This is a genomic window from Cytobacillus sp. FSL R5-0569 (genome assembly GCF_038007265.1).
Taxonomy (GTDB): domain Bacteria; phylum Bacillota; class Bacilli; order Bacillales; family Cytobacillaceae; genus Cytobacillus; species Cytobacillus kochii.
In genome coordinates this window covers 1,145,204-1,158,423 of record NZ_JBBOWW010000001.1, presented here as the reverse complement: position 1 = coordinate 1,158,423, position 13,220 = coordinate 1,145,204, and the positions used below count along the sequence as shown (strand labels likewise).

9 protein-coding genes and 1 other annotated feature (1 of these 10 cut by a window edge) are annotated in these 13,220 nt (G+C 37.3%); of the genes, 1 reads left to right on the top strand and 8 read right to left on the bottom strand.

Going from position 1 to position 13,220, the window contains the following annotated elements:
* Positions 1 to 5: a binding site (T-box leader), on the bottom strand (it extends 228 nt beyond the left edge of the window).
* Positions 6 to 56: 51 nt separating this feature from the next.
* The 6 genes from MKX78_RS06065 to pruA form a co-directional block, all read right to left on the bottom strand.
* Entirely contained in the window at positions 57 to 764 is a 708-nt protein-coding gene (locus tag MKX78_RS06065) for a GNAT family N-acetyltransferase (protein WP_370873372.1), read from the bottom strand.
* Between the two features lie 5 nt (positions 765 to 769).
* Positions 770 to 1,885, bottom strand: a complete 1,116-nt coding sequence (locus tag MKX78_RS06060; protein WP_095370176.1) for a mandelate racemase/muconate lactonizing enzyme family protein — start codon at positions 1,883 to 1,885, stop codon at positions 770 to 772.
* A 67-nt stretch (positions 1,886 to 1,952) separates the two neighbouring features.
* The gene (nhaC, locus tag MKX78_RS06055) at positions 1,953 to 3,380 is read right to left on the bottom strand and encodes a Na+/H+ antiporter NhaC (protein ID WP_095370177.1); all 1,428 of its coding nucleotides are present in this window, start codon (positions 3,378 to 3,380) and stop codon (positions 1,953 to 1,955) included.
* 32 nt (positions 3,381 to 3,412) lie between these two features.
* Positions 3,413 to 4,501, bottom strand: a complete 1,089-nt coding sequence (locus MKX78_RS06050) for an amidohydrolase (protein ID WP_095370178.1) — start codon at positions 4,499 to 4,501, stop codon at positions 3,413 to 3,415.
* Positions 4,502 to 4,907: 406 nt separating this feature from the next.
* Entirely contained in the window at positions 4,908 to 6,107 is a 1,200-nt protein-coding gene (locus MKX78_RS06045) for an ornithine--oxo-acid transaminase (protein ID WP_095370179.1), read from the bottom strand.
* A gap of 77 nt (positions 6,108 to 6,184) precedes the next feature.
* The gene (gene pruA, locus MKX78_RS06040; RefSeq protein WP_307317657.1) at positions 6,185 to 7,732 is read right to left on the bottom strand and encodes an L-glutamate gamma-semialdehyde dehydrogenase; all 1,548 of its coding nucleotides are present in this window, start codon (positions 7,730 to 7,732) and stop codon (positions 6,185 to 6,187) included.
* Positions 7,733 to 7,949: 217 nt separating this feature from the next.
* Between pruA and MKX78_RS06035 the strand changes: the two genes are divergently transcribed.
* Complete coding sequence (locus MKX78_RS06035) at positions 7,950 to 9,353, top strand: sigma-54 interaction domain-containing protein (protein WP_095370181.1); 1,404 nt, start codon at positions 7,950 to 7,952, stop codon at positions 9,351 to 9,353.
* A gap of 187 nt (positions 9,354 to 9,540) precedes the next feature.
* Here the strand turns inward: MKX78_RS06035 and MKX78_RS06030 are convergent, their stop codons facing one another.
* Positions 9,541 to 11,352: an ABC transporter ATP-binding protein gene (locus MKX78_RS06030; protein WP_307317659.1), complete on the bottom strand. Its 1,812-nt coding sequence runs from the start codon at positions 11,350 to 11,352 to the stop codon at positions 9,541 to 9,543.
* On the bottom strand, positions 11,345 to 13,069 hold the full coding sequence (locus tag MKX78_RS06025) for an ABC transporter ATP-binding protein (protein WP_307317663.1): 1,725 nt from the start codon (positions 13,067 to 13,069) through the stop codon (positions 11,345 to 11,347). Before MKX78_RS06025 ends, MKX78_RS06030 begins: the two co-directional genes overlap by 8 nt.
* Positions 13,070 to 13,220 lie beyond the last annotated feature (151 nt).

Genomic DNA, 13,220 nt, shown 5'->3' with positions numbered 1-13,220 from the left:
CTCGAATATTATTATTTAAGATACATCGCTTCACCCTAAATGTCAAACTATTTCGTTTATAAATCTGCCTCATTAAAACGGGTGTAAACCACTTTTGTCTCCTGTTCTGCTATGATCATTTTCACCCCGCGCCAACCAGACTGTAAATATTGCTGTTGTTTGGTGATATCATCCATCTTTATTTCAATCACTTCTCCTTGTTGGACAACTTTAGTAGCTTGCAAATCTTTCATAAAAACATAGCGAAGGCTACCCCCATATTTCTCCTTAAGATCAATGATTTGCATATCTTGGGCAAACTTATCCTTAAGTGAAGGGTAATTAAAAGGAGCGACTGTACAACAAACATATCTATACTGATGTGATTCTTTTTTCAATTGTTCCATTAAAATTTGAGCAAGCTTTTGCTGTAATTTATTCCCTCTATACATAGGATCTACATTAGATATTTCTTGATAGATAACCGTGGATAAATCCGTTACACCAGCATCTAGACCAAGGTGCTCAGGATCATTTTCAGGTGGAATTAGCAATGCGCGAAAGGCAATTAATTGCTCTTTGACCCAAGCACCAACCATTTTTCCATTTCCCCTTAAAATATTGAGGAACTCCTCTTTCGCTAAAGGCTGTAATACTTTTTTATCCGGAAGGGCATGGATAACCTTTTGTTGCAATTGTAAAATTTGTTCAATATGCTGTTCTTCTAGATTTGTAACTTCATAAGATGGGCCTTGCTTTGTCATTTCTCTCATGATTACATTCAATCTCTTCAACTCTCCTTTAATACATCTTCAAATACAGTCAATTCTTTTAGAATCTCTTCATCAATATTTACGCCTAATCCAGGTTGATCTTTTAAAGAAATATGAGGAATATCATAATGTAAGTCACCGATATCCTTAGTAAACTTCAGTGGTCCGGTTAATTCTACACTTGTAATATTCTTTTTAGAAAATGACACATGAAAACCTGCACTTGAAGCAATCGATGATTCTACCATTGATCCGACCTGGCACTCAATCCCGGCTAGTTCTGCCTGATATGCAAGCTTAACTGCTGGCAATATACCACCACACTTCATCAACTTAATGTTTATACGATCACAGGCATTTTTCTGAATAATCTCTTTCAACTCTCTTGCTCCCTTTAGTCCTTCATCAATCATAAGGGAAACTGTTGAATGAGACCTAATAAATGCCATACCATCAATATCATCTGCTCTTACCGGTTGCTCTAGCCAATCTATATCTACCGTTTCTAATGCCTTAATTCCTTTTAAAGTAGCAGCCGCTGTTTGCCAACCTTGGTTTACATCCACTCGTATAACGGCTTTGTCTTTAACGCTATCAGCAACTGCCTTAATTCTTGCTACGTCCCCATTCACATCTCTACCTACTTTAATTTTAAATGATGTATAACCTTTAGAGACTTGTTCCAGTGCTTCTGTCGCCATTTTTTCTGGCTCACCAATACTTAACACATGCGTGATGGGAAATTGCACATGGTAACGTCCACCGATGAGCTGATACACGGGCACTTGTAGTTTTTTACCGATTAAGTCGTAACAAGCAATATCGATCGCAGCTTTAGCAGCAGGTGCTTGATAAATGAGCTTGTCCATGATTTCATGTACCTTTTCAATTTCCATTGGATTGATACCTAATATGGCAGGTCCAAGTGTATGTTTAATTACTTGATAAGTGCCTTCCCATGTTTCTCCTGTCACATGCTCATCAGGTACTGCTTCTCCGTAGCCTATGAGACCTTCATCCGTTTCCACTTTTACGATAATGGATGGCATATCTTTATATGTATGATAACTGATGACAAACGGTTGTTTTAATGGTAGACGAATCGCATAGATAGCGATGGATGTAATCTTCATATTTCTCTCTCCTTATCAATAAAAGAAGAAAGCCGAAGAAAAAACTCGGCTCCCTCTTTCATTATGTTTATGCATTTAATGATGCTTCTTCTTCTTTTTCCAATGCCCTTTTCTCTTCATCAGTGATTTTAACAATGGTAAATCCTATAAAAGCATAAATGATAGAAATAATCGGGACGATGAAATTCAGGATAGCATAGGGTGCATACTCTAATGCACCTATTCCGAGTGTGGCAAGAATAAACACTCCACATGTATTCCATGGTATAAATACAGAGGTTAAAGTTCCCCCATCTTCTAGGGCCCTGGATAGGTTCTTTGAATGCAGATTTTTATCGCGATATGCTTTGGAAAACATCCTTGCAGGAACAACAATTGAAATATATTGCTCTGATGCCGTCGCATTTGTTGCAAAGGCAGATACAATAGTGGTTGCAACAAGACTACCTGCTGACTTAGCTAGCTTTAAGATTTGATTGACTATCGCTTGTAGCATACCTGTATTTTCTAATATTCCACCAAACGTCATGGCCACAATCGTCATGGAGACGGTGTACATCATCGAATCGAGACCTCCTCTATTAAAGAGACCATCAACCATCTCATTTCCACTTTCCATTTTGTAACCGGATTGTAAAGCTGATACTGCCTCAGATAGCGAACCACCTTGTACAAAGATTTGACAAAGAACGCCTAGGAGGATACCTACAATTAATGCTGGTACTGCCGGAACTTTTCTTGCTACCATAATAATAACTACAAGGGGAACAAGTAATAACCATGGTGAAATAACAAAAGAATCTTGTAAGGCAAGGATTGTTTGATTAATTTCTGCTGGATTGGCTCCTCCTTTACCAAAGTCTTTGCCTAAGAACCAATAAACCGCTAATGCAATGATAATACCAGGAACGGTTGTAAATAACATATGTTTGATATGATCAAATAAATCAGTACCTGTTAAGCCGGATGCTAAATTTGTTGTGTCTGATAACGGAGACATCTTATCACCAAAATAAGAGCCTGAAATAATCGCACCAGCTATCATCGGAGCTGGGATGCCCATACTCATGCCTATGCCCATTCCCGCTACACCTATCGTTCCCATTGTTGACCAAGAGCTGCCAATTGATAAAGAAACGATTGCACATATAATCGTTATAGAGACGAGGAACAAAGATGGGGTGATAATCTTTAATCCATAGTAAATCATTGTTGCTACAATACCACCACCAAGCCAAGAACCGATGACTAAACCAACTAACATGATAATTATGACCGCAGGTAATGCCAGTTTAATCCCCTTATACATCGATTCCTCAATATGCTTCCAATTATATCCTGCTTTCCAAGCAACTAATGCAGCCGTAATTGTTCCAATAATTAATGGAATATGAGGTCCTTGATCTAAATAAATAACCGCAATCATCATTGTTACTATCATGACAACTAATGGAATTAGCGCCATACCGAATGTCATTTTTTGATCCTGTTTCATAGAAATCCTCCCATTTATATTTTTCACTTTAATTATGCTTTCAACAAGGCTGCTACTATTCGAGCACCCTGGTCCAATACTGTATGGTTAAAATTCATTTGCGGGTGATGTAATCCCGGCTTTAAGTCAGCACCTAAACCAATCATTGTTGCATGGACATTTGGATGTTTGATCGTATAAAAATGAAAGTCATCACTTCCCGGGGTAATGAGTGGGGGAGCCACACTTTCTGAACCTAATACCTCTGTTATTGCCTGTATTGCCATCTCCTCTGCTTGTTGAGAGACGACTGCACCAGGGGTATAATCTATCCAATCAAATGAAATATCGACATCAAACAATGTCGCAATATCGCCTAACCCTTTACTCACTTTTGTTTGTAGCTCTTTTAATTGTTCATTTTTTTGCGCTCTTATATCGATACCAAAGGTGGCATGACCTGGAATGATATTTAAGCTTGCTCCACCTGTTTGAATATTAGTTAATTTGACAGAATACGCATCAAACGGAGACAAATAGATATTCTTTAAAAATTGATAAATCGTAGCAATTACATCAATTGCGCTTCTTCCTTGATGAGGCCTGGCGCCATGGGCATCTTCACCACTAATTTTCCCTTCTAATGTGACACATGCTCCGTGATGGATGGATGGGGATACTTGTCCTAAAGATAATTCTTCATGTGGTCTGAGATGGATGCCAAACAAATGTGTGACATCTTCCATCGCGCCATGCTTAATCATTTCTAGAGATCCATTTCCTTTTTCTTCAGCTGGTTGAAAAATAAAACGTATGCGCTTACTTAAAGCTTGCTTATCCAAATAAAGAATACTACCTAAAACAATAGCCATATGTGCATCATGCCCACATGAGTGATTAGCACGATACATACCATCTACTTGCTGCCAGAGGGCATCTATATCCGACCTAACAGCAATTACTTCATCTCCACTTCCCACCTCTGCTATTACACCAGTTAAATCCCCAAAAGTTTGATAATCAACCTCTAAATCACTCAGTATAGACACAATTTTTTTGGTTGTCTCATACTCTTTAAAACTAGGTTCTGGATGGTTATGAAATTCATTAAACCATTCTTGAATTTGATCTTTATAGTTCATAAAATCATCCCTTTTAGACTTTAGAAAATTTTACAAAAATTCACCTTTGACTGACTCTATAGATACACAAAAAGCCTTGTACATATGTACAAGGACTTCTCACGAATGAACAGTATGGCCAGTTCTTCTTTGGTGAGAAATCTCTAGCTGAATTTGTTTGCAATAAGTTATATTACTATCATGTTTTATTAATGAATACTCTTTACCAATAAACAAATGCGAACAGGATTTTTCTAAAAAAAGAAAGCGTTTACGTTTTTAAAAGTTTGATAACTTCCATGAAATAAAGGTTTAGGAGAAAGATAAAAGTGATTGATTGTATCTTTCTCCTCTTACAGCGTTAAAGTGATTATTAAGATAATATCATATATAGAAAAATTATTCTAATAATTTATTAAAAACTGTCTTATCCTAAAACTTTTACTATTTTTTCAATTGCCCAATCAAGATCTTCTTTAGAAATAATAAGTGGCGGTGCAAAACGAATAACCGTATCATGTGTTTCTTTACAAAGAAGCCCTTCTTCTTTCAACGCTTCACAATATTTACGTGCAGGTTCAGTAAGCTCAACCCCGATAAACAACCCACGTCCACGCACTTCTTTAATCATTGGATTTTTAATTTCCTTCAATTGATCAACAAAATAGTTACCTAGCTCTAAAGAGCGCTCTACAAGTTTCTCTTCTTTAATCACTTCAATGGAAGCCATAGAAACCGCACATGCCATCGGGTTCCCACCAAAAGTTGAGCCGTGTGAGCCCGGATTGAAGACACCCAAAACTTCCTTGCTTGAAACTACACAAGAAATAGGGAAGACTCCTCCACCTAAAGCTTTACCTAGAATGTACATATCAGGACTTACGCCTTCCCATTCGCAAGCAAACATTTTTCCAGAGCGTGCAAGCCCAGCTTGAATCTCATCGGCAATGAACAAGACATTCTTCTCTTTACATAATTCACGCGCTTCTTTTAAGAACCCTTCTGGAGGAATAACAATTCCAGCTTCCCCTTGAATCGGTTCAATTAAAAATGCTGCCGTATTTTCCGTAATAGCAGCTTTTAACGCAGCAATATCTCCATAAGGAACTAGCTTAATTCCTGGAAGCATCGGGCCAAAACCTTTTTGGTATTCCTCTTCTGAAGAAAGGGAGACAGCTGTCATCGTTCTGCCGTGAAAGTTTCCTATACAAGCGATGATTTCTGCTTGGTTCTCAGCTACTCCTTTTACATCATAAGCCCATCGACGAGCTGCTTTTATAGCTGTTTCCACTGCTTCAGCACCTGTGTTCATTGGCAAAGCCATATCCATGCCTGTTAACTCACAAATCATTTCATACCAAGGACCCAATTGATCATTATGGAAAGCTCTTGATGTTAATGTCACGCGTTCTGCTTGATCTTTCAACGCTTGAATAATCTTCGGATGGCGATGCCCTTGGTTAACTGCTGAATAAGCACTTAACATATCCATGTATTTGTTACCCTCAGGATCTTTTACCCAGACCCCTTCAGCTTCACTAATTACGATTGGTAGTGGATGATAGTTATTCGCACCAAATTTTTCAGATTGTTCGATCAGGTGTTTTGTTTGTACTGTATTTTTCATCTTTATCGACATCCTTCCAGTTTTGATTAATAGATTGCTAGAAAGGGATGATCATCCCTTTCTAACCTTGATTGACTTTAATACATTTCAGACGTTGTTTTTGCTTGCATATGAAGCATAATATAATCTGGTCCGCCTGCTTTTGAATCTGTACCTGACATATTAAAACCACCAAATGGCTGATAACCAACAATTGCACCCGTACAACCACGATTAAAGTAAAGATTACCCACATGGAAATCTTCTCTTGCTTGTTGGATATGTTCACGATTATTCGTGAGAACAGCTCCGGTTAAGCCATATTCTGTATTGTTCGCAATCTCGATTGCATGATTAAAGTCTTTTGCCTTTGTAAAACCGACTACTGGACCAAAAATCTCTTCCTGCATGATACGCGCCTGTGGATCTAGATCCGCAAATATCGTTGGTTGAATGAAATAACCTTTAGAATCATCGCCTTCTCCACCGAGCATAAGCTTTCCTTCTTCTTTTCCAATTTCAATATAACTCATAATCTTATTAAACGCTGATTGATCAATAACCGGCCCTGTAAAGTTACTTCGATCTTCAGGATTACCCGCTTGTTTATCTTTCGCGATTTCTACTGCTCTTGCTAGTACTTGATCATAAACATCTTCTACAATGACTGCTCGCGAACAGGCTGAGCATTTCTGGCCTGAAAATCCGAAAGCAGAAGCGACGATTGATTGAGCAGCAAGCTCTAAATCAGCTTCTTTATCAACAACAATCGTGTCTTTACCTCCCATTTCAGCAATCACACGTTTAATCCAGATTTGACCATCATTTAGTTTCGATGCACGTTCGTTAATTCGAAGACCCACATCCCTTGAGCCTGTAAATGAAATAAAACGAGTATCCTTATGGTCAACTAAATAGTCACCTACCTCTGCACCACTTCCTGGTACAAAGTTAAGTACGCCTTTAGGTAATCCAGCTTCTTCTAATACCTCTACAAATTTAGCCGCAATGATTGGTGTAGTTGAAGCTGGCTTTAAAAGCACTGTATTACCCGCCACAATTGCAGCGACTGTTGTACCAGCCATGATGGCAAACGGGAAGTTCCAAGGAGAAATAATAACTCCTACCCCAAGTGGAATATAGTCATAACGATTGTATTCATTCGGTCGGCTATTGACAGGTACACCATCTTTAATCGCTAGCATTTGTCGTGCATAATATTCTAAGAAATCGATGGCTTCTGCTGTATCAGCATCTGCCTCATTCCAAGGCTTACCCGCTTCTTTTGTCATAAGAGCGGAAAACTCATGTTTACGTCTTCTAATAATTGCAGCTGCTTTAAACAAAACATCGGCACGCGTTTCTGGCTTTACTTTACGCCAAGATTGGAATGCCCTCACAGCCGATTGCATTGCTTTTTCTGCTAATGCTTGATTTGCTTTTGACACACGACCAATAACTTCTTCTTTATTTGCTGGATTGATAGATACGATTTTCTCATCTGTAGAGATTCTTTCGCCATCAATTAATAAATCATAGTCTTGACCTAAATAGGATTTAACCGTTTCGAGTCCTTTTAAATAATCCGCTTGATTACTTTCTACGCTAAAATCAGTAAATGGTTCATGTTTATATGGCTGTACCATTCGAAATTCCTCCTACTCTATATTGTATTTCTCTTATTCTATTTTTATCGTTCCCCATTATTATTGCAAATAACGTGCCAATTACTAAAAATGCGAATTAACAATATTTTCGTCCTATTGGGTGCAAAAATATTTTTCTTTTCGCAAAAATATTTTTCTATCTTCTGCAAAATATTTTTGCGAATGTGTATAATAAATAATTACAGGGGGGACATTCATGAACAACTTTCTAAAACGAATGAATTACTATTATGATAAAGTCTTAGATGAAATTGACGCTGGTGTCCATGTCGTTGATGAAGGCGGAAATACGGTCATTTATAACCGGAAAATGGCTGAAATTGAAGGGATGGCTAAAGCCGAAGTACTATATAAAAACTTACATGATGTTTTTTCATTTGAACATAATGAAGAAAGTCGTTTGCTTGAAGCTGTTGAAAAAGGCATTAAAATCGAGAACGCAAAGCAAAGTTATTACAATAATCAAGGACTAGAAATTACTACGGTTAATCATACTTTACCTATTTTCTTCGAAAACGAGCGTATTGGCGCAATGGAGATTGCCCGTGATATTACAAGATTAGAAAAGTTAATCAGAGAGAATAGACAACAAAGAGAAGAAACTCGCTTTACTTTCCAAAGTATCATTGGTCATAGTCCAGCCATAACTGAAGTGATCGAAGCAAGCAAAAGAGCAACGCGTACGGATTCTTCTATCTTAATCATCGGTGACACAGGTACAGGAAAAGAACTATTTGCTCAGAGTATTCACAACGCAAGTGAGCGGGCACATAAACCATTTATTTCGCAAAACTGTGCAGCCATACCAGATAATCTGATAGAAGGCTTGCTTTTTGGCACAAAAAAAGGGGCATTTACCGGAGCAATCGAAAGGCCTGGATTATTTGAAGAAGCAGAAGGTGGTACACTTCTACTGGATGAAATTAATTCTTTAAATATTCACTTACAAGCAAAATTATTGAGAGTTCTACAAGAGAAAAAAGTAAGGCGGGTGGGAGATACACGAGACCGTTCATTTAATGTCCGTATTATCGCTACAATCAATGAGGATCCGATTGATGCAATTACGAATGGACATTTAAGAAAAGATTTATATTATCGGTTAGGTGTTGTTTCTTTATCCATCCCTCCGTTAAAAGAGCGCAGAGAAGACATAGAGGAACTGGTATACCATTTCATTCATAAGTACAATGAGAAGTTTGCAATGGGCGTAAAAGATATTGATTCATCCCTTTTATCAAACCTTTTTCATTACGAATGGCCAGGTAATGTCAGAGAGCTAGAGCATCTTATTGAAGGCGCAATGAACTTAATCGAATATGAAGAATCGATTACCTATCATCACTTACCTTTTCATTATCGACATCGATTACAATCCCAACCATTCTTAAAAAAAGAGAAAGTATTCGATCACCCTGTCGACAGTAATAAGCAAGAACACATTGGCCACACTTTAAATGACTATTTAACAAAAGCCGAGCGCCATTTTATTCAACAAGCACTTATAAGAAACCAGCACCATATTACCAATACGGCAAAAGAACTTGGTATGAGTAGACAAAATCTACAATACAGGATAAAAAAACACCGTTTAACATGACTAATAGCATGTTCTAAATAAAACAGAGGATGTTGGTCCTCCTTTGGACGAACAATCCTCTCTACATAAGATATTGATTAAGATGAAGACACCTTAAATTCGCATTCATACAATATGTGATTAAATAACACAAGTTTATCATTTGTGCTCGTTTAATCCTTCACCTTATTATTGTATGTATATAACATCAGTGACTTAAAAACTGCTGGTTATACATTTCTGCATAAACACCATTTTGATTATACAAATGCTGATGAGTCCCTTGTTCAGCGATTTCTCCATCCTTAATGACCATAATATGATTGGCATTCTCAATTGTTTTGAGGCGATGGGCAATGACAAATGTCGTTTTCCCCTTCGTTAATTGTGCTAATCCCTTTTGAATATGAATTTCGGTTTGTGTATCAATACTCGATGTGGCTTCATCTAAAATTAGAATATTGGGATTCGAAAGCATAGCTCTTGCGATAGAAAGAAGCTGCCTTTGACCTTGACTTAAATTGCTGCCGCCACTTTCTATTAACGTATCATATCCTTTAGGGAGATGTTTTATAAAGGCATGAGCTGACGCAAGCTTGGCTGCCTCTATTACATCTGTATCTTTTGCTTTAAGCTTCCCATAACGAATATTCTCCATAACTGTTCCAGAAAATAAATAAGAATCTTGTAGGACGATTCCGATATTTTTACGAAGTAGACGGATTTCATAGTCTCTTATGTCTGCACCATCAATATAGATTGCACCCTTTGTAACATCATAAAAACGAGCGAGTAATTGAATGATTGTTGTTTTACCCGAACCAGTTGGACCAACGATGGCAATGGTCTCTCCAGCTTTCACACTAAAATTAAGCGATGATAAAACCTCTTTCTTCTCATAAGCAAAAGAAACATTCCTAAATTCAACATTTCCTAACAATGCAGACACCTTCAAAGCTTTGGGCCTATCAACTATATCAGTTTTTTCATCTAAAACTTCAAATACACGCTCTGCACCAGCAATGGCGGATTGGAAGGTGGTAATCAAATTTGACAACTGATTAATTGGACGGTAAAAATTGCGAGAATACGTCACAAATGATGCAATCATCCCTATCGAAGCCATATTTACAATCGCTAGTAACGCGCCTGTAAATATAATAAAGGCTAACCCCAAGTTATTCATAAAATTATTCACTGGGCCAAGAAATCCTGAAGATATTTCAGCACGAATAGAAGAAGTTCGTAACGACTCATTTTGATAATTAAAAGAAGTAAGAACATCATCCTCTTTGCCATATAATGAAATGATCTCCAATCCAGAGATGGACTCCTCCACTTTCGCATTCACTTCGCCAAGATCTCGCTGTCTCGCAGAAAAATAACGACTGCTATAAGACACAATCGCTTTAGTTGCTAAAAACATAAGTGGAATCACCAAGAATGCCACAATGGCCATCACACCATTTAAAGCAATCATCGCTATCGCTACCCCGGTAATTGTTAAAACGGATGAAACTATTTGAATCACACTTTGACTAAGTGCTGCATGTAATTGATCAATATCATTTGTTACTCGACTCATTAATTCGCCATAAGAACGCTTATCGAAAAATTTCAATGATAAACTTTGGAGCTGATCAAATAATTCCTGGCGGATTTTTTTTATTGTTAATAATGACACATTTACCATTATGAGCGCTTGTGCCCATGTGGTAATAGATATAAGGATATATATACATGCAAGTATGGCGGACATGACAATGGTACCTGTAATATCACCTTTTAAAATATAATCATCAATAATGACACCGATTAAATAAGGACCAGCTAATGTAAATAAAGTTGATAATAACACCATAAAAACAACAAGTATCATTCTTAACTTTTGTTGTTTCATATACTGCCATATACGTAGCAATGTCCCTGTAAATTTTTTCGGTGTTGCACCTTTCCCATTCATGCGGCTAGGTCCTCGGCCAAAATCTAGTGTTTTTTGTTCTTTTGGTTGATTATTCATGGCCGGCTCCCCCTTGTGTTTGGTAAATCTCCTTGTACACTCCACTTTCTTCTAACAACGTATCATGATTACCTTTAGCCACAACCTCACCCTCATGAAGAACAAGAATCTCATCAGCTTCTCTTATGGAAGATATCTTTGATGAAATAATAATTTTCGTCGAATGACGCTGCTTTAATGCTTGTTGAATTTTCTTTTCAGATAGTGCATCAACGGCGGATGTTGAGTCATCAAGAATGAGCAAGTCTGGCTCCCTAATAAATGCTCTAGCAATGGAAAGTCTTTGTCTTTGACCACCGGAAAAATTCTTCCCTCCTTGCGCCACTTCATACTCATAACCTTCATCCAATTTATCAATGAACTCGACTGCACATGCATCATTTGCCGCTTGTTTCATTTCTTCTAGTGATGCATCGGTTTTCCCATCTTTTAAATTGTTTGCAATAGTACCAGAAAATAATAGTGCACGTTGGCTGACAAAACCGATTTGTTTCCGTAACGTTTCTTTGGTGTAATTTTTTATATCAACACCGTTCAAAAAGATTTGCCCATGATCGACATCATACAATCGAGGAATTAGTTTGGCTATCGTTGTCTTTCCACTACCAGTTGGACCGATGATTCCTAATGTCTTACCTCGTTGAATAGTGAAGTTCAAATTTTTCAGCACATACTCCCCATTTTTGCTATAACTAAAAGCAACATCTTTAAATAGTAAATGATCCTCTTTTTGATTAACAATGGTATATTCACCGTCAACCATATCTTGCTCAACCGTAAGTACTTCTTGTATGCGATTAGCTGAAGGGAAAGCTCTTGTTATCAACATCAACACATGGCTACTGGACATCAAGCCATTCATAATAATTGTCATATAGTTTATAAAAGCAAGGATTGCTCCCACTTCAATTGCTCCTCCATCAACCTTTATTACACCAAGCCATAAAGCAGCCACAATGCCTAAATTCACAATAAAAAGCAACAATGGCATCATGAGAGCAATCAATTGTTCTGCTGAAATATTGACCTTCGTTAACATGCTGTTTTTTTCGGCAAAGCGCTTCTTTTCAAAGTTTTCCCTTCCGAATGCTTTAACAACGCGAATACCGGCTAAATTTTCTTGTAAGCGCGTATTGATGACATCGATTGCTTCTTGCACTTTTTTAAATAAAGCTGCTGATTTTTTTGTGAAATAAATAATAATAATAAATAAGATCGGCACAGCAATCATAACAATTGGAAAGAGTTCTCTTGCAGTAAAAAAGACGATTAGGACACTACCTATGAACAATAATGGTCCCCTTACAAAAACTTTTAACGTCATTAATATCGCACGCTGTAAAACACTGATATCATTACTTACAATCGTTATGAGCTTACCCGAACCATATCGATCCACGTCCCTACTTGAAAATTGGACAATACGATTAAATACATCCTTTCTTATGTCTGTTGAAAAATGGACAGCAGCTTTTGTGCTGAAAATAGAACAACCAATCCCACCAATTAATCCGATGATGGCGACAATGATCATAGAAATACCAAGCTGAATCGTCAGCTCCGTGTTATTATTAGCAATTGCGTCATCAATCATATGTTGCATGATTGTGGGCTGAAGTAAATCCATACTTACTTCAATAAACATTAATAAAGGGCCCAAACAAGCAAAAAACCAATATGGCTTTATGTAATTTAATAATTTTCCAAATGATTGCATCCATTCTCTCCTCTATTTCTTGTTGTTCTAACTTAATTATTTTAACGCTTACTGACTGTATTTGGTCAATTAGAATTTCCCCTTTTGTAAATTGTTTTGTTCTACAATAGTAAAAAAGCTCACCCGAATTTATTCAGATGAGCTTCTTTTA

What these genes read in the sequence shown, in the direction of transcription:
- MKX78_RS06060 (WP_095370176.1), bottom strand. Translation starts at nt 1,885, where the DNA reads ATGAAGATTACATCCATCGCTATCTATGCGATTCGTCTACCATTAAAA.
- nhaC (WP_095370177.1), bottom strand. Translation starts at nt 3,380, where the DNA reads ATGAAACAGGATCAAAAAATGACATTCGGTATGGCGCTAATTCCATTA.
- MKX78_RS06050 (WP_095370178.1), bottom strand. Translation starts at nt 4,501, where the DNA reads ATGAACTATAAAGATCAAATTCAAGAATGGTTTAATGAATTTCATAAC.
- MKX78_RS06045 (WP_095370179.1), bottom strand. Translation starts at nt 6,107, where the DNA reads ATGAAAAATACAGTACAAACAAAACACCTGATCGAACAATCTGAAAAA.
- pruA (WP_307317657.1), bottom strand. Translation starts at nt 7,732, where the DNA reads ATGGTACAGCCATATAAACATGAACCATTTACTGATTTTAGCGTAGAA.
- MKX78_RS06035 (WP_095370181.1), top strand. Translation starts at nt 7,950, where the DNA reads ATGAACAACTTTCTAAAACGAATGAATTACTATTATGATAAAGTCTTA.
- MKX78_RS06030 (WP_307317659.1), bottom strand. Translation starts at nt 11,352, where the DNA reads ATGAATAATCAACCAAAAGAACAAAAAACACTAGATTTTGGCCGAGGA.
- MKX78_RS06025 (WP_307317663.1), bottom strand. Translation starts at nt 13,069, where the DNA reads ATGCAATCATTTGGAAAATTATTAAATTACATAAAGCCATATTGGTTT.